Below are 21,860 nucleotides of genomic sequence, written 5' to 3' on the forward strand. Positions count from 1 at the left end.
AAGTTGGGCAGATTGCTAGCCAGGGGTCTGAGCCTTGTTAAGAAAGTGATTGCCGGCGCGTCCAGCGTAGCGCCAGGGCGCCGTGCGTGATGCGGCCGCGCTCGGCCGTGAAGCGCCAGTGCCGGCCGCCGGCATGACCCGGCACGGCCGGGCCGTGGTCCCAGGCAATTTCCACCCGGCCTTCGAGTTCGAGCACGTCGCCGCTGGCGTCGTCGATGAACAGCAGCGCCGCGCGCGGATCGAGCAGCACATTGCCCAGGGTGTTGAAGTAGCGGTTGCCGCCGAAATCGGGCACGGTCAGGGTATTCCCTTCGATCCGCACGAAACCGGCCGGCCCGCCCCGATGCGAGATGTCGGCCCCATGCGCGCCGCCGGTGGTGGCAATGAAGAAGGTCTCGGCGCGCGCGATCAGGGCGCGCACGTCCGGTCCACCATCGAGGCCGTCGAACGCGCGCACGGCCGCCGCCACCGGCGCGACCGCCCGCACGTCGCGCAGCACGATATGCTGCGGGCAGTTGCCGAAGCTCTCGCGCACATCGATCAGCAGCTCCCCATTGCCGGCGCTGCGCACCACGCCGTTGGCCCGGTTGCGCCGGCGCGTGCCGAAGTCGAGCCCCAGCAGGCCGATCGCCTGCCCGGCGCGCAGGCCGCCATCGTCCACGGCGATGCGCAGGGTGCGCGGGTCGGGACTGTCGATGAAGCCGGGCGCGCCGCCCAGCACGCGCGCGCGCGGCCGGCCATCGGCCTCGACTGTCCCCGCCAGCAAGAACGGCAGCGCCGCGAAGAAGCCGCGGTGCTGGTCCGGCATGAAGGGGCGGATGCCGTTGCCGTGACTGATCTCGCCGGCCAGCGCCTGCGCCCTCAGCTCGCCCTCGTGATACGGCGCGCTCATGCGGCCGCCGGCAAGGGCGAGGCGGGCAGCGCCACGAATCCCGGCAAGGCTTCGATGCGCGCCAGCCAGGCCCGCAGCGCCGGATACGGCGCCAGCGCGATGCCCCCTTCCGGCGCGTGCGCCACGTAGCTGTAGCAGGCCAGGTCGGCCACGGTGGCGTGCGCGGCCGCCAGGAAGCCGCGCGCGCCCAGGTGCTGTTCCATGAAACCGAGCAGGCGCTGCGCCACGGCGCCGGCCTGGGCCAGGTCGGCCGGCACCTTCCACAGCGCGTTGGCGCGCGCCTTGGCCGGCCCGAAGGCAAGTTCGCCGGCGGCGATCGACAGCCAGCGCTGCACGGCGGCGGCCCCGGCCGGGTCTTCGGGCAGCCAGCCGCTGCCGGGGGCGTAGCGCCTGGCCAGGTAGACCAGGATCGCATTGCTGTCGGTGACGACCAGCGCGCCATCCTGCAGCACCGGGATCTGCCCGAGCGGATTGAGCGCGCGGAAGGCGGCACTCGCGCGCACCTCGGGCGGCGCCGGCACCAAGGTGAAGGGCAGCTCCAGCATGCGCAGCAGCAGTTCGACACGGTGCACATGGCCCGACAGCGGCAGGCCGTGGAGGATCAGGGAAGTGGGTTGCATGGCATCTCGATTCGAAAAAGAACAGGAAAGCCATGCTATCGCTTGCCCGCTTTGGTGAGAATCCTGTTAAATTGAAAATGATTATTTCAATTACTGGAAGAGTGCATGGACCGTTTCGATGAGTTGCAGATCTTCGTGGCGATCCTCGACGCGGGCAGCCTGAGCGGCGCGGCCCGGCGCCTGCGCCGCTCGGCCCCGGCCGTCACGCGCGCGCTGGCGGCCCTGGAAGAGCGGGTCGGCGCGCGCCTGGTCGAGCGCACCACGCGCCGCCTGGCGGCCACCGACGCCGGCCTGCGCCTGGCCGAGATGGCGCGCCGCGTGCTGGCCGATTACGAGGACGCCGTGCGCGAGGACGACAACGCGCCCCTGCGCGGCCGCCTGCGCATCACCGTGCCGACCGTGTTCGGGCGGCGCCACGTGGCGCCGGCCATGATCGACTTCCTCGACCTGCATCCGGCCTTGCAGGTCGAGCTGGTGTTCAACGACCGCAACCTGGACATGATCGAACACGGGCTCGACCTGGCGCTGCGCATCGGCGCCCTGCCCGATACCGGCATGATGGCGCGCCAGGTGGGCCAGGTGCGGCGCGTGCTGGTGGCCAGCCCGGCCTACCTGGCGCGGCGCGGCAGTCCGGCCAGTCCGCGCGCGCTGGAGGCGCACGACATCATCTTCAGCACGCAGCGCGCGGCGACCGAATGGCGCTTTGCCGACCCCGGACGCGCCGACGGGCGCGAATTCGCGGTGCGCCTGGCGCCGCGCCTGATCGTCAACGAGATCGATACCATGCTGCTGGCGGTGCTGGCCGGACGCGGCATCGGCCGCCCGCTGTCCTACCAGGTGGCCGGGCAGCTGGCCGACGGCTCCCTGGTGCGCCTCTTGCCGGAGAGCGAACCGGCGCCGCTGCCGGTGCAGCTGCTGGTGCCGAGCGCGCGCCACATGGCGCCGCGCCTGCGCGCCTGCATCGACTTCCTGGCGGCCCGCCTGGGGTCCCTGGCGGCGCTCGACCCGGCCGCTCCCCCCGACAGCGCTTGACAGCGCGCCGCCATTCTGGCACGATCCAAACCGACTAGTTGGTAGGCAAACGGAGGCATGGTGGTAAAACGATTTTCGGAACTGTCGGCCTCGGCCGAGCGGGTGGTGGACGCGGCCCAGCGCCTGATCCAGCAGTACGGCTACAACGGCTTTTCCTACGACGACATCGCGCGCGAGATCGATATCCGCAAGCCCAGCATCCACCACCACTTCCGCACCAAGGCCGATCTGGTGCAGACCATCGTGCAGCGCTACGCCGACCGCTTCGCCACCCTCTTGCGCGAGATCGACGCCGGCGGCGGGGATGCGCCGGCGCGGCTGGCCCGCTACGGCGCCCTGTTCGCCGCCACCTACCGGCAGGACCGGCGCCTGTGCGTGTGCGGCATCCTGGGCGCCGAGGCGGCCGCCATGTCGCCCGAGGTCGCGCTGGACGTGCGGGCCTTTTTCCAGCTCAACCTGGCCTGGCTGGCCAGCACCATCCGCGAGGGCGAACAGGCCGGCCTGCTGCGCGTACGCGGCAGTGCCGAGGAACAAGCCTACGGCCTGCTCAGCGCGCTCGAAGGGGCGATGATGGTCGGACGCGGCTGCGGCAGCGACCACAGCCCCGCCAACGCCGGCGCGACGTACGTATCGAATATGCTGGCCTGAACGATTTCTTCCCTTGCCGGCTTGGGCCGGCATTTTTTTGGCAACATCAACCTACCAACTAGTTGGTATAGAAAGGTGCATCATGAACAAGGCATTCGAAGGACACACCCTGCTGGCAATCGGCGGCAACAGCGGCATCGGGCTGGCGGCGGCGCGCGAGGTGGTGCGCGGCGGCGGCGCGGTCATCCTGCTCGGTCGCGACGCCGCAAAAAACGCGCGCGCCGCCGCCGCACTCGACGCCCCCGGGCGCGTGCATACCCTGGCCGGCGACATCGGCAACGAAACCGAGCTGAGCCGCCTGCGCCAGCAACTGGCCGCCGGGCATCCGCAGATCGACCTGATCCTGAACGCCGCCGGGATCTTTTTCCCCAAGCCGTTCCTGGAGCACAGCGCGCATGACTACGACCAGTACCAGGCGATCAACCGCGGCATCTTCTTTTTGACGCAGTCGGTGGTGGCCGCCATGGTGGCGCGCGGCGCGCCCGGCGCGATCGTCAACATCGGCTCGATGTGGGCGCGCCAGGCGGTGGCCGCCACGCCATCGTCGGCCTATTCGATGGCCAAGGCCGGCATCCACGCGCTGACCCAGCACCTGGCGATGGAACTGGCGCCGCACGGGATCCGCGTCAACGCGGTTTCGCCGGCCGTGGTCGACACGCCGGTGTACGAGGGTTTCATTCCGAAGGAGCAGGTGGCGGCCGCATTGCAGGGCTTCAACGCCTTCCATCCGATCGGACGCATCGGCACGGCGCAGGACGTGGCGCACACGGTGGCCTTCCTGCTGTCGAAGGAGGCGGGCTGGGTCACCGGCGCGGTGTGGGATGTGGATGGCGGCGTGATGGCCGGACGCAACTGATCGCCGAACGCGCGCCGCGCTTGCAAAGCGCCCATCGATCCGCGATCATGGGGGCATGAAAACACCTGCCCCCACCTCTTTCCTGCGCCTGTGCATTGCAGCCGCGCTGATCGCCGCCGGCACCGCCTGCAGCGAACCGTCCGGCAATGCCGCCACGGCGGCGCCAGCGCCCGCCAGCGCGCCGGCCGCGCCTGCGCCGGCTGCGCCTGCCCAGCGTGCCGCCTCGCTCGGCGAGCGCATCACGGCCGAAATCGGCGACGCCGCCTGCGACAACGCCAGCCAGTGCCGCACCCTGCCGGTCGGCAGCAAGCCCTGCGGCGGACCGGCCGGCTTCCTGCCCTGGTCGGCCAAGCGCAGCAACGGCGAACTGCTGGCGCGCCTGGCCGCCGACCAGGCCGCCGAAGAAAAGAAACAGAACGAAAAAAGCGGCATGATGTCGACCTGCTCGGTCGAACAGGATCCGGGCGCCACCTGCACGGCCGGCAAATGCGTGCTGCAGGCGCGCAGCCTGGGCGGCGTCGACGCGCGCTGATTCCGGCACCCCATAAAAAAAGGCTGCGGGCAAGAATGCCGCAGCCTTTGTCGTTTGCAGGCGCACCGTGCGGCGCGCCTGCCTTTCCCTGCTTTACTTCGCCAGTACCACGGCGCGGCGCGGCGCGTCGAACTGCGGCAGCGGGTCGTTGGTGTTGACTTCGACCATGGTCATGCCCTGGGTCGCGCCATTGACCACATAACGCAAAGCGCCCAGGTGACGCTGGTTGGCCGCCAGGCCCGACCAGCTCATGCTGACCGTGCCGGTGCCGCCGACGTAGGAATACGCCGGTACCAGTGCCTTGAAGTTGCCGTTGCTGGCGCCTTCCGGCAGGACCCACGAGGACAGCTTGTACTCGGCTTCGCCGTTGGCAGGCTCGTAGCCGATCACGCACACCTTGTAGGCGCCGGCGGCCGGCTGCACCAGCTCGACGCGCTCGTTGGAGCCGCCGTTGCCGCTGCTCGACACGGTGCCGTTCGGGGCCAGCACGATCAGGTCGAGGTCCGAATTGGCGCCCCCGGCGGTGTCGTCGTTAAACAGCGCGAAGCGCGCCGCCATGGTCGAGGCTGGAACGTTGACCGTGTGCACGTTCACGCCAGCGCCGCCGCCGGCGCGGCAGGCCGCCAGGTAGACCGCCGAATCGGTGCCCGATTCGCCGACGCTGCGCGTTTCCACGACCGCTGGCAGCAGGCCCGACTTGACCGAGGTCATGGCGCCGGTGAAGCCGGTGCCGATCGTGATCAGCTTCGAGCCGGTGGCGAATTCGCTCGACACCGATGCCGCCGCCGCCAGTGCCGAACCGCGCACCGTCAGCGGGCTGCGCACGGTATTGACGCCGTCCGACCAGACCAGGCTGCCGTACACCCAGGTATCGACCGGGGCGTTGGTGCGCGTGACCTTGACCTTGAAGGTGGCTTTCTGGCCGGCGCCGATGGTCAGGGTCGGCGGCTGCACGTCGACCGTGTAGCCGGGCACGCTGGCCGTGGCGTTGTAGGTCGCGGTGCTGCTGCCGACGTTGGTCACGGTGCGGGTCAGGGTCAGGCTGCCCAGCACGTTGCCGGCGGTCAGCGAGGCCAGGTTCAGGTTATACGGCTGGATGGTGCCGACCGCCTGGCAGGTCGCCGGGCTGTAGACGTTGGCGTTCAGGCCGCACAGGAAGCGCGCGTAGTCGATTTCCGTGGCGTCGTACACCAGGCCCGGATTGGCGGCGCCGTTCGGCGTCACATGGCCCGCGCCCTGGCCCCATGGCAGGGTGCCGGTGGCCTTGGCGGTCTTGTCCCAGGCCACCGAGGCGGTCACGCCGTCCGGCTGGGTCGGGTTGGCGGTGGTCATCAGCGCCGACTTGATCATCGCCGGGGTCCAGGTCGGATGCAGCTGCTTGAGCAGCGCAGCCAGGCCGGCCACGTGCGGGCTGGCCATCGAGGTGCCCGAGTAGAAGGCCCAGTCGGTCGACGGCGCCGCGCCGCCGGCGGCGACCGCGTCGCGCTGCGCTTTGGTCAGGTCGGCGGTGACGCCGGCCAGCACGTCGCTGCCCGGTGCGGTGACGTCCGGTTTCAGGATGTTGGCGTTGGCCACGTTCGGTCCGCGCGAGGAGCTGCCGCTCATCACCGGCGCCGCCACGTTCGGATTGACCACGCCTTTCAGGTCGCCCAGCGACGCGACGGCGCTGGCCGGATTGGCCGCGATGTAGCTCTTCAGGGTGGTGCCTTCGGCCAGCGGCAGGTGCACGGTCGACAGTGCGTGCGACTGGTTCAGGATGGCGTTGTTGTTGGCTGCCACGTTGGCGATGATGGCGCCGACCGCACCGGCATCCTTGGCGTTCTGGCTCTTGTTGACCAGTACGTTGGCGCCGCGGTCGCAGACCAGGATCTTGCCGGCCACCTTGGCCGGGTCGAGCAGCGCCGCGAGGCCGTCGGCCGCGCCGAAGCATTGCAGCAGCTGCACATTGGTCGGGTCGACTCCGGCCTTGCCGGCGTCGCGCGCCAGGATCAGGGCGGCCGAGGCGGTCGAGGCATTGCTCGACGAACCGGTCAGCTTGACGCCGTTGCCGAGGGTGGCGGTGCCGACGAACAGGCGGTTGTGGCTCGAGTTGCCGACCGTGGTCAGCCATGGGCTGATGTGCGACACAGGGGCCGGGGTCAGCACGCTCGGACCGGAGTTGCCGCCCGAAGCCGCCACGAAGACGCCGGCGCTGGCCGCGCCCAGGAAGGCCACTTCGGTCGCTTCGTTGAAGGCGCCGCCGCCGGCGTTCGGGCCGATCGAGAAGTTGATCACGTTCACGCCGTCTTTCACGGCCTGTTCGATCGCGGCCACGCTGTTGGCGGTGGCGCAGCCGTTCTTGCCGGAGGTGGCGTCGGTCCAGCACACCTTGTACGAGGCGATGCGGGCGCGCGGCGCCATGCCGCTGGCCTTGCCCAGGTTCAGGTTGCCGTTGACGATAGGCGTGTTGGCGTTGCCGCCGGCCGTGGTCGCGGTGTGGGTGCCGTGGCCGCCATGGCCTTCGGCGCCGGCCACCGAGTCGCGCGAGGAATTAAATTCGGTCCAGTGCAGCGACTGCAGCGGCGACTTGAAGTAGCGCGCGCCGATCAGCTTGTTGTTGCAATTGCTCAGGGCGAAGCCTTCGCCGGTGTCGCACGACCCTTTCCAGGTCGCTGGCGGCGCGCCGTAGGCCAGGGTGGTGCCCGCGTGGCTCGGCACGCCGTCGGCGTCGACCTTGTCGGCGAACGAGGGGTTTTCCGGCCACACGCCGCTGTCGATGATGCCGATGACGATGTTCTCGCCCGCGGCCGCCTTGCCGCCGACCTGTTCCCACAGGCCGCCGGCTTTATCGAGGCCGAGGAAGGTCGGGGTGTAGTTGGTGTCCATCTGCATGATGGAGTCGGCCGTGATGTTGGCCACGCCGGCGTCTTTTTTCAGCGCGCGCACTTCGGCGTCGGTCAGCATGGCCGAGAAGCCGTTGAAGACCACGTTGAACTGGTGCGTGACCTGGGCCGCGCTGACGGTCGAGAGGACCTGGGATTTCTTGGTGTCGAGGTAAGTGATGTAGTTCTGCACATCGGTGGCGTCGACATCGAGGCGCTGGCCTTCGGCCGGCTTGGTGGCCGGCAGGCCGGCGACCTGGCCGGTGTAGGTGGCGACCGGCTTGTCGACCAGTTGCACGATGTAGGAACGACGCGCTTCGTCGGCGGCGGTGGTGCTGGTGATGCCTGCCAGCATCAGCATGACGGCAAGGGATACAGGGCGGAGAGTCATGATGGAATTCCTTGCGTGCTTAGATGGTGGCGGTCGATGGGGAAGCTTTGCTGCGGCGGCGGGTCAGGCCGATGGCGCCGATACCGAGGCCGACCAGCAGGAACGATCCCGGTTCCGGCACGGCGTTGAAGCTGATGTCGTCGAGTGCGAACTGGGCCTGGCCGAAAGCCGGGTTGGCCAGCGAGTTGTAGCAGCCGCCGTTGCCGTCGAACAGGCAGGCGTTGACGGTCAGGCTGGTCAGCACTTCATTGCGGAATGCCGAGTCGATCAGGGCCGAGCCGAAGGTAAAGCTGCCGTTGGCGGCCTGGCCGGGGAAGGCCGCGCTGCTCGAGACCACGGTGCCGTCGCCGCGGATGCCGGAAAACTGCAGCAGGCCGTAGTCGCCGTCGGTCACGTCGACCGGCGGCAGGAACGCCAGGCTCAGGCTGCCGAGCTGGAACTGGTGGCCGGCGCGGGTGAATTTGACGCCGCCGTCGTTGGTGACCGCAAGGAAGTGTCCGCTGGCGCCCGTCGGGCAGCCGATCGCAAAGCAGGTATCCGGATCGTTGCTGTTGACCACCGTGGCGAAGGGGCCGGTCAGGCCCAGTTCGGCGACGATCGGACTGGCCAGGACCAGCATCTGGTAGCCGCCTTCGCTGAGGGTGTCGCCGTTGACCAGCGCGTTCGGCGCGATCGATTCGAAGGTGATGGGACTGGCCATGGCCGGCAGCGCGCAAACCAGCGCGGCGACAGCGGCGATCTTGTGGAGTGCGCGGGTGGCGCGCCGTGGGGTACCCAGCGGGGTGACTGTGCGATTCATCTCTTGCCTTATGTTTGAATTATTTCGATCAATGGGCGGACAGGTCGATTTGCCTGCTTGCTACTTTTCTTAAAAGTGCAAAAGACTATAGCAAAGGAAATAATTGTTGTAGCAATATTCTCAACGAAAGAAATTCATATTTTTCATGGTTTCGCCAAAGCTTGTTTCGTTTCCTCTATGAAAAGATGACAAACATGCCCGTTACAATTTCGCCACATTTACCGACATTGTTTGTGTTAGCTTGACTTGACTCTTTTTGCGTTTGCGCGCGTAATTGCGTGCGCGCGCCATCAAGGGTGTGTATGATGGTCGTTCGTGTATAAGCGTAAGGATCGATCATGAACCCACGCCGCTCCTTTCTGAAGAGTTCGGTTGTACTGGCATCGGCACTCAGCCTTCCCGCCATGGCCCGTACCGCCCAGGCCGTACCAGGCGAACGCACCCTGCGCCTGTACAACACCCACACCGGCGAAAGCCTGCGCAGCGTGTTCTGGGCCGAAGGCGCATTCCTGCCCGACTCGCTCAGCGACATCAACAGGCTGTTGCGCGATCACCGCAGCAACACCATCGCCGAGATCGACCCGCAGCTGCTGGTCCTGCTCAACCGGGTCAGCACCCAGCTCGGGCGCGATCCGGTCCTGCACGTCATTTCCGGCTACCGTTCGCCCGAAACCAACCAGAAGCTGGCCGAAGCCAGCGACGGCGTGGCGCGCCACAGCATGCACCTCGAAGGCAAGGCCATCGATATCCGCATGCCGGGCAAAAGCCTGTCGCACGTGCACAAGGCGGCGCTGAACGCGCGCGGCGGCGGGGTCGGCTACTACCCCGATTCGCAATTCGTCCACCTCGATACCGGCCGCCTGCGCCGCTGGTAAGCGTGCCCGTCCGGCAGCGCCGCCCCCTTGCACCTGCCAGTGCGGCGCCTGCCGGCATGACCTTCCTGCCATCGCTTTGGCGCCTAGGCATTGCCATTCTTGCCACCTCGTTCCTGCCCGCTTCCGCCCAGCCCGCCCCCGCCGCGCCCATGCCGACCGTGATCGTTCCCTATGTACGCGATCCGGTCGACAAGTCCTACCGCAAGATGATGGCCGGGGTGGCGCGTTTCGAACGCGAGCGCGCGCTGGCGCCGGCCGCCAGCCTGCGCTTCCGGCTGCTGCCGCGCCTGCCCACGACCGACATGCGCGGCGTGGCGCTGCGCATCGCGGGCGAGCGCATCAGCGTGCCGCTGGCGCTCGACGCCGACCACAGCTTCGTCTTGCCGCGCAATGAAGAGGCCCTGCGCGACGACGCCGCCGTCGTCGCCAACCGGCGCGCCGACAGCCTGACCTGGCGCGCCGCCATCCACAGCCCCGGCCTCGCGCCCGGCACGCGCCGGCTGGGCGACTTGCGGCTCGAATGCCGGGTCGGCATCGTTGCCGGGCTGATCTCGAACAACTCGCCGATCTTCGGCTGGCTGTCGGATGCGCTGAGCGACGCCGGGCAGGTCTGCACCAGCGCCGACGGCAACTACCTGTTCTTCGCCGAGCGGCCGCTGTTCGCGGTGACCGTGCGCCACGGCGCGCGCGCCGAGGTGCTGCCGTTCAAGATGCTGTACGCCGGCGGGCGCCTCAGCGCCGGCGACCTGCGCTTCTGCGACTGCCAGGTGCTGCTCGATCGCAGCTACTACGCGCCGATTTTCGATCCCGCCTGGCCGGACGAGGCGGTGCTCGAATTCGCGTACATGGACGAGCCGGCCGGCGGGGCGCCATGAGGGCGGCCGCCGCGCTCGGCGCGGCCCTGCTGCTCGGCGCTTGCGCCCAGGCCCCGGCGCCGCCGCCCGGCGCCGCGCTCACGGCCGCGCAGGCGCAGTCCATCCGCCCCGGCCACAGCACCCGCGCCAGCCTGCTGGCGACCCTGGGGCCGACCCACAAGGTGGTCTTCGACAGCGGCTACGAAGCCTGGCTGTACCAGCTGCCCGTGCCCGGCGGCGTCGAGGAACTGGTGCTCCTGTTAGGCGCCGATGGCGTGGTGCGCAAGCAGCGCCGGCGCGCGCAACTTTCCGTCCCGGCGCGGGAACCTATTCGCTGACGCCGCATCTAACGGTTCATTCAACCGTTTGCGGGGCTGGCATGAACGATCACCTGGTCCAGTTCTACGAGGACGACGTCTTTCTCATCAAGGGCCTGTCCGACTACATCGGCGACGCCCTCGAACGCGGCGACAAGGGCATTGCCATCGCCACCAGCAGCCACCTGGACATGCTGCACGAATCGCTGGGCGCGCGCGGCCTGGTCGACGCGCAGGGCCGCAGCCGCGACGGCAGCTACCTGGCCCTGCACGCCGACCACATGCTGCCCATGTTCATGGAAAACGGCTTGCCCGACGAGCGGCGCTTCCGCACGGCCATCGGCAACGTGATCCGCCAGGCCAGCGAGCGCCACCAGGGCCGCGTGTGCGTGTTCGGCGAAATGGTGGCGATCCTGTGCGCCACCTCGCACTGCTCGCTGAACGCGGTCGGCAAGCACGACGCCGCCATCCGGGTCGAGCGCTTCTTCAACAAGCTGCAGCGCCAGTTCGATTTCGACCTGCTGTGCGCCTACCCGCTCAATGCCTTCCCGGCGGCGGCCGACGCCCCCATGTTCGACGAGGTGTGCACCCTGCACACCCACGTGCTGCCGGCCGAAAGCTACGACCCCGCGGCCAGCGTGCAAACCCTGCAGCGCACCATCGCCGCGCTGCAGCAGCAGGCTTATTCGCTCTCGACCGAGGTGCGCGACCGCCGCCTGATCGAACAGGCGCTGCGCGAGGTCAACATCGACCGCCTGACCGGCCTGCCCAACCGCAATGTGTTCCAGGACCGGCTCGAGATGGACATCAAAAAAGCCCACCGCAGCGGACTGCCGCTGGCCCTGCTCTTCATCGACCTCGACCATTTCAAGGAAATCAACGACACGCTCGGCCACCAGGTCGGCGACATGCTGCTCAAGCAGGTCGGCCAGCGCCTGCAGACCTATGTGCGCGAGAGCGACACCGTGGCGCGCCTGGGCGGGGACGAATTCACGATCACCCTGAGCGAGCTGCACAATATCGACACGGTCACCAAGGTGGCGCAAAAGATCCGCAACGACCTGGCCAAGCCCTTCCTGCTCGGCAACGAACTGGCCTACATCTCGGCCAGCATCGGCATCACCATGTACCCGCGCGACGCGCTGACGGCCGGCGACCTGCTGCGCAACGCCGACCAGGCCATGTACCAGTCCAAGGACAACGGCCGCAACCGTTTCACCTATTTCACGGCCAGCATGCAGGAAGCGGCCCAGGCGCGCATGGCGATCAGCAACGAGTTGCGGCGCGCCATCGACGACGACCAGCTGGCGGTCCACTTCCAGCCCATCATCGACATGGCCAGCGGGCAGATCCGCAAGGCCGAGGCGCTGGTGCGCTGGCTGCATCCCGCGCGCGGGCCGGTCAGCCCGGTCGACTTCATTCCCATCGCCGAGCACACGGGGCAGATCGTCACGATCGGCAACTGGGTGTTCCGCAAGGCGCTGGCGCACGCGCGCCGCTGGCGCCGCGTCGACCGGCAGCTGACGGTCAACGTCAACGTCTCGCCGGCCCAGTTCTATCACACCAACGGCGAAAACTGCCGCCACTGGCTGGCCGACCACAGCTTCGACACCGGCGGCGGCACCGGCCCGCCCGAGGTCGGCATCGAAATCACCGAAGGCTTGCTGCTGGCCTCGAACAGCGCGGTGATGAAGCAGTTGCTGGCCTTCCAGCAGGCCGGCATCAAGATTTCGCTCGACGATTTCGGCACCGGCTATTCCTCGCTGTCCTACCTGCGCAAGTTCAACCTGGACTACCTGAAGATCGACAAATCCTTCGTCTACAACCTGGAGCACGACGCCGCCAACGTGGCGCTGTGCGAGGCCATCATCGTCATGGCCCACAAGCTGGGCCTGGAAGTGATCGCCGAAGGCGTCGAGACCGAGCAGCAGTACGACATCCTGCGCCGCGCCGGCTGCGATTACGGCCAGGGCTTCCTGTTCGGCGAACCGCTGCCGCCGGACGCCTTCGAAGCGCTGTTGCACGGGCCGCCCTTGCTGACGGCCTGACGTGGCGCCCTTCGCGCAACGACATAACAGCAAGCAATATTTCCGGCTTGGCCTTACAATCGTCCAGGTGCGCCCTGCGCCAACCACGCATGAGCAGCCTGCACCATGGACCGCCCTCCCCGCACCCGCCACACTGTCGCCATCCTCGCCGTCACACAAGTCTTGTCTTGGGGCACCCTGTACTACGCCTTCGCCATCGTGGCGCACGACATCGCGCGCGAACTGGCCCTGGCGCCGGCCGCCGTGTTCGGCGCGTATTCGTGGTGCCTGCTGGTGGCCGGCCTGGCCGCCACCCCGTCCGGCATCCTGATCGACCGCCACGGCGGACGCCTGGTGATGGCCGGCGGCTCGCTGCTGTGCGGACTCGGCTTCATCCTGCTGAGCCAGGCCCGGGGCAGCGCCGGCTACTACCTGGCCTGGACCGTGCTCGGGCTGTCCATGTCGGCAGTGCTGTACGAGGCCGCCTTTGCCACCCTGAACCGCCAGTTCGGCATCGGCGCGCGCCGGGCCATCTCGACCGTGACCCTGTTCGGCGGCTTCGCCAGCACCGTGTTCTGGCCGCTCACGGTGCAGCTGAACGGCATGCTCGGCTGGCGCCACACCTTCCTGGCCTACGGCCTCGCCCAATTGCTGCTGTGCCTGCCGCTGCACCTGCTGCTGGACACGCCGCCAGCGGCCGCCGCCGATGCCAGGCAGCAGGCGCCGGCGGACGCCGACTACAAGCTCGGGCAAGCGCTGCGCCATCCCGCCTTCTGGAAGCTGGCCTTCGCCTTTTCGGCCAACAGCTTCATTTTCTCGGCGCTGTCGGTGCACCTGATCCCGATCCTGCAATCCTGCGGCCATGCCCTGTCCAGCGTGGTGTGGATGGCCGCGCTGATCGGGCCGATGCAGGTCGCCGGCCGCCTCGGCGAAATGCGCTTTGCCCGCAACGCCCGTCCGCAGGCGGTCGGCACGGTCTGCTTCGCGGTCCTACCCGGCTCCCTGCTCGCCGTGCTGTTCTGGGGCCAGCACCAGGTGGCGGTGGCGCTGTTCTGCATATTGTATGGTTTTTCCAACGGCATCCTGACGATTGTGCGCGGCACCGTGCCGCAGTTGCTGTTCGGCGCGCGCCACTACGGCGCCATTTCGGGCGCCCTGGCCGGCCCGGCGCTGGTCGCGCGCGCGGCCGGGCCGATCGCGATCGCCACCCTGCTCCAGTTCCATGCCTCGCCGGCGCTGCTGTTCTCCTTGCTGCTGTTGTTTTCGCTGACCTCGCTGGGCTTGTACCTGATGGCGGTGCGCAGCGCCGCCGGCGCCGCCGTCGCGCTGCGCTGAACGGTGTGCGCTGGCGCACAGACCGGCGCCTGGGCGGTCCGTATTGTCAATCGCTCAAGGTCACCTCCGGAGATTGACATGTTCATATCGCACTTGCGGTCCATGCTGCCCGCCCTGGCCCTGGTCCTGCTGACCGCCTGCGGCTCCGATGACGACGACAAGCCCGTGCCGCAAGCCGGCAACGGCGCGGTGACCATCAATCTTTCCGGCCTGCCCGCCGGCCTGCCGGCCGTGGTGCGCATCAGCGGGCCGGCCTCCTACGCCAGGACCATCGGCAGCAGCCAGACCCTGTCCGGCCTGGCGCCCGGCAGCTACACCGTGAGCGCCGACAGCGTCCTGAGCGGCAACCTCAGCTGGAACGCCAGCGCGCCGGTCCAGACCGCCGTGGTGGGCGCCGACACCACCTCCGTCATCAACGTCAGCTACAGCAGCAGCACCCTGGCCCTGAACGTGCGCGAAGTGGCCAGTGTCAACGGCGCCATCTTCCTCACCGCCCCGGGCGGCGATACGCGCCAGTTCATCGTCGAACGCAGCGGACGCATCCACGTCATGCAGGATGGCGCGCTGCTGGGCACGCCCTTCCTCGACATCCGCAACCGGGTCTCCGTCAGCGGCGAAGGCGGGCTGCTGTCGATGGCCTTCCATCCCCGCTACGCCAGCAATGGCTGGTTTTTCATTTACTACACCGATGCCGCCAACAATATCGTGATCGAGCGGCACAGCGTCTCCAGCGGCAACCGCAACCTGGCCGAAGCGTCGGCGGTGCTCGAAATCATCCGCATTCCCCATCCGGGCGCGACCAACCACTACGGCGGCCTGGTCAGCTTCGGGCCGGACGGCATGCTGTACCTGGCCACCGGCGACGGCGGCGGCGCGGGCGACCCGCAAGGCAATGCGCAAAATCCCGCCTCCCTGCTGGGCAAGATGCTGCGCCTCGACGTGAACGATTCGCGCGGCGCCCAGCCTTACCTGATTCCGCCCTCGAATCCCTTCGCCGGGCAGAGCGCGCGCCGCGGCGAGATCTGGGCGCTGGGCTTGCGCAACCCCTGGCGCTACGCCTTCGACGGCGAGCGCCTGTACATTGCCGACGTCGGCCAGGGCAAACGCGAGGAAGTCGACATCGTCGGCGCCAACCAGGGCGGCCTGAACTACGGCTGGAACGTCATGGAAGGCACGCTCTGCTACAACGCGGCCCTGTGCAACCGCAACGGGCTGACCCTGCCGGCTTTCGAATACGAGCACGGCAGCAATAAGGTCAACGGTTGCTCGATCACGGGCGGCTTCGTGTATCGCGGCAAGGCAATTCCGGAACTGGCGGGCCGCTATTTCTATTCCGACTATTGCGGCGGCTACCTGAAGAGCTTCCTGTACAAGGACAATGCCGTCACCGAGCAGACCGGCTGGACCATTCCCGACATCGATGCGGTTCAATCGTTCGGCCAGGATGGCGAGGGCGAGCTGTACCTGATCGCCGCGACCGGCAAGGTGTACCGGATCGTGCGCGCGACCAAGCCTTGAGGGGGGCCGGATGGTGACGATCTCGCAGTGCCGATAGCGCGCTGTTGGCCGGGCAAGCGGCGGCCTACGGACCGTCCCAGGTATTTTTGTAGCCGGCGATCCCAACTCTGGCAGGCTGCTAGAATCGGCGTTTGCCCCGTCCATTACGAAACCACCATGGCCCGCCTGATTCTCGATTTTCCGGAAGACCAGTATTGCTACGCGACCCCGCTGACCGTGCGCGTGACCGACATCAACGGCGCCAACCATCTCGGCAACGATTCGATGATTTCCATGATTTCCGAGGCGCGTGCGCGCTTCCTGTACGAATTCGGCGTCGCCGAAACCGAGCGCGACGGCACCGGCATCATCGTCACCGACCTGGCCACCACCTACCGCGCCGAAGCCCATGCGCGCGACCAGCTGCTATTCGAAGTCGGCGTGATGGACTTCAACAAGTACGGCGGCGACATCATCTTCCGCGTCACCCGTCCGCGCGACAAGAAGCAGATCACCATGGCCAAGTCGGGCTTTGTCTTCTTCAACTACAAGACCACGCAGGTGGTGACCATGCCGGACGAGTTCCGCGCCAAGTTCCCGCGCGTGAACTGGATCGATTAAGGTCTTCCCCTAAAAATAGCGGGAACTTTTTCGTCCATTGGCGGCAATACAGGGACGAGACCACCATGACGATGCCGCCCCCGCCCCCCGATACCGAACTCCTGCGCCAGCTACGCGATGGCGTGGGCGCCGCCTTCCAGACCCTGTACCAGCGCCACCAGGGGCCCGTCTACCGCTTCGCCCTGCTGCGCACCGGTTCGAGCGACACGGCGGCCGATATCGTCCAGGAAGTGTTCATGGGCCTGCTGACCGGCAGTGTCCATTACGACCCGCTGCGCGGCCTGCTGCAGAATTTCCTGTTCGGCGTGGCGCGCAATCTCATCCTCAAGCACGAACAGCCGCGCCTGCGCCTGGCCAGCCTGCCCGAGCACGATAGCGACGACGACGGCGCCCCCGAACTCGCCAGCGACGATAGCGGACCGCTGGCGCGCCTGCTGGAAAACGAAACCGCCGAACAAGTCCGGCGCGCCATTGCGCAACTGGCGCCGCACTACCGCGACGCCCTCATCCTGTACGAGCTGCACGAACTGTCCTACCTCGACATCGCCGATATTTGCCAGGTCGACATCGGCACCGTGCGCTCGCGCCTCTCGCGCGGGCGCGCGGCCCTGGCCAAACGGCTGGCGGCGCACCGTCCGACCGCCCTGCACGCATCCACCTGAAAGAGCGCCATGCACCACGACCCCACCGATCCCGCCCTGGCCGCCCCGCTGGCGGCCTTGCGCAGCGCCAGCGCCGCCTGCACCACGCCGCCGCGCGTGGAGCACGCCCTGATGGCCGCCTTTGCCCGGCAGTTCCCGCGCCAGCGCTGGTACCAGCGCTTCTCCGGCGCGCAGTGGGGCTGGGCGGGCGGCCTGGGCAGCGCAGCGGCGGCGGCGCTGGCCGTGCTGGTCCTGCGCGCGCCCCTGCCCGGCGCCGCCGGCGGCCCGCCCTTGCCGGCCGACGACGGCCTGGCCTTCATCGCCCTCGCCTCGCCCGAGCGGATCGAGCAGGAAAGCAGCCCGCGCATGCTCGAAGCGAGCCTGCAGCGCACCGAACTGGCGGCGCTCGGGGTGCCGGTCAGCCCGGAAACGGCGGGCGACTCGGTGCGCGCCGAACTGCTGGTCGGCGCCGACGGTTCGCCGCTGGCCCTGCGCCTGAGTTCGCAATAATCACATTCACCCCGGAAAGGACCATCATGCACACCACACCCCTCCTGATCGCCTTGCTGCTCGGCAGCGCGCTGTTCCCCACGGCGCAGGCCGCCGTCGCCGCGCCCGACCCGCTGCGCTTCACCGGTCCGCTGATGCCGATGCACGGCAAGGCCGTCAAGAACGCCCCCTACAGCGCCGAAGCGGTGTCGGAACAGCAGCAGCGCCTGGCCGACGGCAACGAGATCAGCCGCACCAGCAGCACCATGAATTACCGCGACAGCAGCGGCCGCACGCGCCAGGAAATCCGCGACGCCGACGGCGAGCTGCGCACGGTCACCCTGTACCAGCCGGCCGACGGCGTCACCTACCTGCTCAACCCGCGCCAGAAAAGCGCGACCAGGGTGGCCGACCCGAGCGCCGCCGCGCGCGCCGCCGCCAGCGCCGCCCAGGCGAAAGTGGCGCAGCTGCGCGCCGAAGGCAAGCTGCCCGAGCGCCGCAGCGAGGCGGGCGACGAGGTGATCGTCAAAGGCGTCGAACGGAGCGCGGGCGAGACCCGCAGGCAGTTCCAGGAAAAGGTGCGCATCCAGATCGCCGACAGCATGGCCGGCGCCCGCATCAGCCCGGCCATGGCGGGCGCCTTCGGCGACGCGCGCTGGGCCGCGACGGCCGTCACGCGCGAGCTGGGCAGCAAGGAGATCGAGGGCATCAAGGCCGACGGCAAGCTGCGCACCTACGAGATCCCCGCCGGCGAAGTCGGCAACCGCAACCCCATCGTGGTGTCCAACGAAAGCTGGTACGCGCCCGAGCTGAAGGTGACCGTGTACAGCAAGCACAGCGACCCGCGCAGCGGCGAGCGCGTCTACCGCCTTAGCAACATCAAGCGCGAGGAACCGCCGGCGGCGCTGTTCACGGTGCCGGCCGACTACACCGTGCGCGACGTATTGGCCGAGCGCGCCAGGGCGGCCGCCGGCAAGCGCTGAAGCGGGCCGCGCCCCCTGCCTAGGGCCGGGCGATCACTTCGATGCCGCTCAGGATCAGGTCGACGCCGGCGAGGAAATCGGCCCGGTCGTCGTGCGCGCGCAACTGCCCCGCCATGCTGCGCGCAAACGGGTAGTCCGCCGGGCTGAGCTGGGACCAGGCGCTCGCCACCTGGTCCAGCAGGTCGGCGCGCTCGACTCTGTCGCCGCGCGCCCGCTGCATGTTCGCGGCATTCTGCCCGCCCACCCCCCAGGATGAACGGCGCTGTTTCCACGCAGCGCAGCAGCCGCCGCGCAATCGGCAGGCAATCGGCACGCAATCGGCGCGCAATATGCTGGCCTTTTTCGACGCGCGCGCCGCGCAGGGAGTGATCGACCTGTTCACGCAGGCCGGGCAGGGGGCGCCGGGGCGATGAGCGGCGCGGCCCGCCGCCCGCTCAGCGCGCCGCCAGGAGCGGCTTGAACCAGTCGTCGAGCATCTGCTTTTCGTAGCGCAGCAGCTCGGTGTTGCCGTAGTGGTTCATGCGGTCCAGGTATTGCATATTGCTCAGCTTTTCCTCGCCCGACCTGATCACCTTGCCACCTTCGGTGATGCTGTAGCGCAGGTGGATATGCGGCCAGTCGGCGCCGCCGTTCATCACGCGCAAATCCTGGCTGCCACGGAAATTCGGCCTGGTCTGCCCGGCCAGGTCGAGGTCCAGCACGTCCACCTTGAGTTCCTGCCCAGCCGGCAGGCTGGCGGCCAGCTTGTCGAAGTGGGCCGTCAGCTGCTTGAGCACGCGCTCGCGTTCCCACGGCGTGAAGGGCACGTCGGTAAAGCGCTCCGGCTCGACATACGAGACCGATGCCGCCGCCGTGGCCGCGAGCGCCGGCAGCGCTATCGGGCCCGCCAGCGCACTTGCGAGTAATACCTTCGTCAATACGGTTTTCATGTCCATCCTTTCAATGCGCAAAGCGCGTCTTCACAGTCAAATATACGCGCTTTTGACAAGGGCGTCGGTCAGTGCTTTGTCTCGCTTTGTATCGACATGTTAGCCGCCTCACTGTGCCTTTTCCGCTTTCGATCCAGAATCGGAAAAAAAGGAGACCGACCATGCCCGAAGGACCTTCCCTCGTCATCCTGCGTGAAGAAACGACCGCCTTCGTCGGCAAGGAAATTGTCAGCGCGACAGGCAACGCCAAGACCGTCGACCTGCCCAGCCTGGCGGGGCAGACCATCGTGTCGCTGCGCAGCTGGGGCAAGCATTTCCTCATCGAATTGCCGCACACGGTGCTGCGCATCCACTTCCTGCTGTTCGGCAGCTACCGCATCAACCAGCGCAAGGATGCGCCGCCGCGCATGGCGCTCGCCTTTGCCGACGGCAGCGAACTGAATTTCTACGCCTGTTCGGTCAAGCACATCGATCCCGACCTCGACACCAGCTACGACTGGGACGCCGACATCATGTCGCCCACCTGGGACGCGGCCAAGGCGCGCAAGAAACTGCGCGCCGCGCCCGCCATGCTGGCCTGCGACGCCCTGCTCGACCAGGCCATCTTCGCCGGCGTCGGCAACATCATCAAGAACGAAGTGCTGTTCAGGATCAGGCTGCATCCGCTTTCGGCCATCGGCGCGCTGCCGGCGCCCAAGCTGCGCGCCCTGGTCGAGCAAGCCCGTCAATACAGCATCGATTTCCTGGCATGGAAACAGCAAGGCGTGCTGAAACAACACTGGCTGGCGCACCGTAAAACCAGCTGTCCGCGCTGCGGCATTCCTTTTTCAAAAGGCAAGCTGGGCTTGACGAAACGGCGCGCCTTTTATTGCGAGCGATGCCAGAAACGCTACGGTTGAGCGCCGGCGCGCGCCGGCCCTCGGCAAACTGCGCGCAATGTACGACAGGTTTTGTATTGCCGGTTGTTAATAGAGTGCAGTAGGTCTACAATCGAACCGTCCCCCCGCGCGTCACGGGCCGGCCTTGGGCTGTCGATGCGCTTGCCTCGCAACACACCGGTATCGGAATCCGTTCATGTCATTCTTGTCATCCGCCACGCCCAAACTCGCCCCATGGAAAGTCCTGCTGGTCGATGACGAGCCCGACATCCACGACATTACCAAGCTGACCCTGAGCCGCTTCCGCCTGGACGGACGGGCGCTGACTTTCCTGCATGCCTACACCGGCGCCGAAGCGAAGGACGTGCTGGCGCGCGAAAGCGATATCGCGCTGGTATTCCTGGACGTGGTGATGGAAAACGACGACAGCGGCCTGGAAGTGGCGCGCTGGATGCGCGAAGACCTGGGCAACCAGTTCACCCGCATCGTGCTGCGCACCGGCCAGCCGGGCCAGGCGCCGGAAGAGCGCGTGATCGTCAACTACGATATCAACGATTACAAGGAAAAGACCGAGCTCGACCGCACCAAACTGTTCACCACCACCTTTGCCGCCCTGCGCGCCTACCGCGACATCATGAAGGTCGAGGAAGCGCGCCTGCTGCAAGCCAATTATCGCGAGGGGCTGGAGCGGGTGATCGCGGCCTCGGCGCATATCTTCCAGCAGCGCAACCTGAAAGACTTCGCCAGCGGCCTGCTGCAACAGGTCGTGGCCCTGCTGCGCCTGGAAAAGAGCATGCTGCTGCGCCTGTCGGGCGCCAGCGTCATCACCGGCGAAAGCGAATACGAAATCCTGGCCCAGATCGGCGACATCGGCGACACCATGCTCGGCCCCGAGCTGATGGCCCAGCTCGACGATGCGCGCAGCAACCGCATCTCGCGCCTGCATGGCGATACCTTTGTCGGCTACTTCCCCAACAGCAGCGGCAAGGCTTCGCTGCTGGTGCTCAAGGGGGTGGAAGAAATCGCCGACATCGATGCGCAATTGCTGGAAGTGTTCTGCTCGGGGGTGGCGATCGCCTTCGACAATATCTTGCTCACGCAAGAGATCACCGATACCCAGGCCGAGCTGATCATGCGCCTGGGCGACGTGGTCGAATCGCGTTCGAACGAGGCCGGCAACCACGTGCGGCGCATGTCGCAGGTGTGCCACATGCTGGCGCAGGCGTCCGGCATGCCGGAAGACGAGACGGCGGTGCTGATGCACGCCGCGCCCATGCACGATATCGGCAAGATCGCCACGCCGGACGCGGTGCTGCTCAAGCCCGGCAAGCTCACGCCCGAGGAATGGGACATCATGAAGCAGCATCCGACGGTGGGACTGTCGATCCTCGACGGATCCTCGCGCCCGATCCTGAAAGCGGCGGCGGTGATCGCGCACCAGCACCACGAAAAATTCGACGGCAGCGGTTATCCACAAGGCTTGATGGGGCCGGACATCCATGTCTACGCGCGCATCGTGGCGGTGGCCGACGTGTTCGACGCGCTCAGCCACAAGCGCTGCTACAAGGAAGCGTGGCCGGTGGACGAGGTGGTGGCGCACCTGCGCGAGGTATCCGGGCAGCACCTGGACCCGGTGTTCGTGGAACTGCTGATCGCCAATATCGATGCCGCGGTGGAGATCAACCGGCGCTGGCCCGACTGAGGCCAGCGGCCAGGCGCGGACCGGCCATGCTGACAGCGACATCGATTCACGAGGTCGAAATTTGCCTGGAAAGAATATTCG

The 21,860-nt window shown here is 67.6% G+C and carries 24 protein-coding genes; 17 read left to right on the plus strand and 7 right to left on the minus strand.

The window, feature by feature from the left end; genetic code table 11:
- Positions 1 to 37: 37 nt before the first annotated feature.
- Together EJB06_RS21430 and EJB06_RS21435 are read right to left on the minus strand one after the other, a co-directional pair.
- A complete protein-coding gene (locus EJB06_RS21430) occupies positions 38 to 892 on the minus strand; it encodes a pyridoxamine 5'-phosphate oxidase family protein (protein WP_126076055.1) in 855 nt (284 codons plus the stop codon).
- Entirely contained in the window at positions 889 to 1,512 is a 624-nt protein-coding gene (locus EJB06_RS21435) for a glutathione S-transferase family protein (RefSeq protein WP_126076056.1), read from the minus strand. The genes EJB06_RS21430 and EJB06_RS21435 overlap by 4 nt, the downstream gene beginning before the upstream one ends.
- A gap of 105 nt (positions 1,513 to 1,617) precedes the next feature.
- Between EJB06_RS21435 and EJB06_RS21440 the strand changes: the two genes are divergently transcribed.
- The 4 genes from EJB06_RS21440 (at position 1,618) to EJB06_RS21455 (ending at position 4,580) form a co-directional block, all read left to right on the plus strand.
- The gene (locus tag EJB06_RS21440; protein ID WP_126076057.1) at positions 1,618 to 2,544 is read left to right on the plus strand and encodes a LysR family transcriptional regulator; all 927 of its coding nucleotides are present in this window, start codon (positions 1,618 to 1,620) and stop codon (positions 2,542 to 2,544) included.
- 57 nt (positions 2,545 to 2,601) lie between these two features.
- Positions 2,602 to 3,192 (plus strand): TetR/AcrR family transcriptional regulator, encoded by a 591-nt coding sequence (locus EJB06_RS21445; RefSeq protein ID WP_229427202.1) that lies wholly within the window; start codon positions 2,602 to 2,604, stop codon positions 3,190 to 3,192.
- Positions 3,193 to 3,274: 82 nt separating this feature from the next.
- Positions 3,275 to 4,048, plus strand: coding sequence for an SDR family NAD(P)-dependent oxidoreductase (locus EJB06_RS21450; protein WP_126076058.1), 774 nt, complete (start codon positions 3,275 to 3,277; stop codon positions 4,046 to 4,048).
- A gap of 55 nt (positions 4,049 to 4,103) precedes the next feature.
- Entirely contained in the window at positions 4,104 to 4,580 is a 477-nt protein-coding gene (locus EJB06_RS21455) for a hypothetical protein (protein WP_126076059.1), read from the plus strand.
- 93 nt (positions 4,581 to 4,673) lie between these two features.
- Here EJB06_RS21455 and EJB06_RS32995 read toward each other — a convergent pair whose 3' ends face one another.
- From EJB06_RS32995 to EJB06_RS31980, 3 genes are all read right to left on the minus strand, one after another.
- Positions 4,674 to 7,832 carry a S8 family serine peptidase gene (locus EJB06_RS32995; RefSeq protein ID WP_126076060.1) on the minus strand — a complete coding sequence of 1,053 codons (3,159 nt, stop codon included), beginning with the start codon at positions 7,830 to 7,832 and terminating at the stop codon, positions 4,674 to 4,676.
- 19 nt (positions 7,833 to 7,851) lie between these two features.
- Positions 7,852 to 8,631: an NF038120 family PEP-CTERM protein gene (locus EJB06_RS21465; RefSeq protein WP_126076061.1), complete on the minus strand. Its 780-nt coding sequence runs from the start codon at positions 8,629 to 8,631 to the stop codon at positions 7,852 to 7,854.
- 175 nt (positions 8,632 to 8,806) lie between these two features.
- Positions 8,807 to 8,971: a hypothetical protein gene (locus tag EJB06_RS31980; protein ID WP_164557992.1), complete on the minus strand. Its 165-nt coding sequence runs from the start codon at positions 8,969 to 8,971 to the stop codon at positions 8,807 to 8,809.
- On the opposite strand from EJB06_RS31980, the gene mepK reads away from it, so the two are divergent.
- The 10 genes from mepK to EJB06_RS21515 all read left to right on the plus strand — a co-directional run bounded on the left by mepK (position 8,970) and on the right by EJB06_RS21515 (position 18,270).
- Positions 8,970 to 9,506, plus strand: coding sequence for a peptidoglycan L,D-endopeptidase MepK (gene mepK / locus EJB06_RS21470; RefSeq protein WP_126076062.1), 537 nt, complete (start codon positions 8,970 to 8,972; stop codon positions 9,504 to 9,506). The two genes, EJB06_RS31980 and mepK, sit on opposite strands and share 2 nt — an antisense overlap.
- Before the next feature lie 56 nt (positions 9,507 to 9,562).
- On the plus strand, positions 9,563 to 10,381 hold the full coding sequence (locus EJB06_RS21475) for a hypothetical protein (protein ID WP_229427203.1): 819 nt from the start codon (positions 9,563 to 9,565) through the stop codon (positions 10,379 to 10,381).
- Positions 10,378 to 10,698, plus strand: a complete 321-nt coding sequence (locus tag EJB06_RS21480) for a hypothetical protein (RefSeq protein ID WP_126076063.1) — start codon at positions 10,378 to 10,380, stop codon at positions 10,696 to 10,698. Before EJB06_RS21475 ends, EJB06_RS21480 begins: the two co-directional genes overlap by 4 nt.
- Positions 10,699 to 10,739: 41 nt before the next feature.
- Positions 10,740 to 12,725 (plus strand): putative bifunctional diguanylate cyclase/phosphodiesterase, encoded by a 1,986-nt coding sequence (locus EJB06_RS21485; RefSeq protein ID WP_126076064.1) that lies wholly within the window; start codon positions 10,740 to 10,742, stop codon positions 12,723 to 12,725.
- A 105-nt stretch (positions 12,726 to 12,830) separates the two neighbouring features.
- Complete coding sequence (locus EJB06_RS21490) at positions 12,831 to 14,039, plus strand: MFS transporter (RefSeq protein WP_126076065.1); 1,209 nt, start codon at positions 12,831 to 12,833, stop codon at positions 14,037 to 14,039.
- A gap of 78 nt (positions 14,040 to 14,117) precedes the next feature.
- A complete protein-coding gene (locus EJB06_RS21495; protein WP_126076066.1) occupies positions 14,118 to 15,557 on the plus strand; it encodes a PQQ-dependent sugar dehydrogenase in 1,440 nt (479 codons plus the stop codon).
- Between the two features lie 156 nt (positions 15,558 to 15,713).
- Positions 15,714 to 16,157 (plus strand): thioesterase family protein, encoded by a 444-nt coding sequence (locus EJB06_RS21500; RefSeq protein ID WP_126076067.1) that lies wholly within the window; start codon positions 15,714 to 15,716, stop codon positions 16,155 to 16,157.
- 65 nt (positions 16,158 to 16,222) lie between these two features.
- Positions 16,223 to 16,819, plus strand: coding sequence for an RNA polymerase sigma factor (locus EJB06_RS21505; RefSeq protein WP_126076068.1), 597 nt, complete (start codon positions 16,223 to 16,225; stop codon positions 16,817 to 16,819).
- 9 nt (positions 16,820 to 16,828) lie between these two features.
- Positions 16,829 to 17,308: a hypothetical protein gene (locus EJB06_RS21510; RefSeq protein ID WP_126076069.1), complete on the plus strand. Its 480-nt coding sequence runs from the start codon at positions 16,829 to 16,831 to the stop codon at positions 17,306 to 17,308.
- A 26-nt stretch (positions 17,309 to 17,334) separates the two neighbouring features.
- The gene (locus tag EJB06_RS21515) at positions 17,335 to 18,270 is read left to right on the plus strand and encodes a hypothetical protein (RefSeq protein ID WP_126076070.1); all 936 of its coding nucleotides are present in this window, start codon (positions 17,335 to 17,337) and stop codon (positions 18,268 to 18,270) included.
- Positions 18,271 to 18,289: 19 nt separating this feature from the next.
- Here EJB06_RS21515 and EJB06_RS21520 read toward each other — a convergent pair whose 3' ends face one another.
- Complete coding sequence (locus EJB06_RS21520; protein WP_126076071.1) at positions 18,290 to 18,490, minus strand: hypothetical protein; 201 nt, start codon at positions 18,488 to 18,490, stop codon at positions 18,290 to 18,292.
- Here EJB06_RS21520 and EJB06_RS21525 point away from each other — a divergent pair.
- On the plus strand, positions 18,489 to 18,683 hold the full coding sequence (locus EJB06_RS21525; protein ID WP_126076072.1) for a hypothetical protein: 195 nt from the start codon (positions 18,489 to 18,491) through the stop codon (positions 18,681 to 18,683). The genes EJB06_RS21520 and EJB06_RS21525 overlap by 2 nt on opposite strands.
- A gap of 21 nt (positions 18,684 to 18,704) precedes the next feature.
- Here the strand turns inward: EJB06_RS21525 and EJB06_RS21530 are convergent, their stop codons facing one another.
- On the minus strand, positions 18,705 to 19,199 hold the full coding sequence (locus tag EJB06_RS21530) for a DUF3016 domain-containing protein (RefSeq protein WP_126076073.1): 495 nt from the start codon (positions 19,197 to 19,199) through the stop codon (positions 18,705 to 18,707).
- Between the two features lie 161 nt (positions 19,200 to 19,360).
- Between EJB06_RS21530 and EJB06_RS21535 the strand changes: the two genes are divergently transcribed.
- Both EJB06_RS21535 and EJB06_RS21540 read left to right on the plus strand, forming a co-directional pair.
- Positions 19,361 to 20,098 carry a DNA-formamidopyrimidine glycosylase family protein gene (locus tag EJB06_RS21535; RefSeq protein WP_126076074.1) on the plus strand — a complete coding sequence of 246 codons (738 nt, stop codon included), beginning with the start codon at positions 19,361 to 19,363 and terminating at the stop codon, positions 20,096 to 20,098.
- A 175-nt stretch (positions 20,099 to 20,273) separates the two neighbouring features.
- Positions 20,274 to 21,779, plus strand: coding sequence for an HD domain-containing phosphohydrolase (locus tag EJB06_RS21540; protein WP_126076075.1), 1,506 nt, complete (start codon positions 20,274 to 20,276; stop codon positions 21,777 to 21,779).
- Positions 21,780 to 21,860 lie beyond the last annotated feature (81 nt).

The sequence above is a fragment of the Massilia atriviolacea genome, from assembly GCF_003953935.1.
Classification (GTDB): Bacteria; Pseudomonadota; Gammaproteobacteria; order Burkholderiales; family Burkholderiaceae_D; genus Telluria_A; species Telluria_A atriviolacea.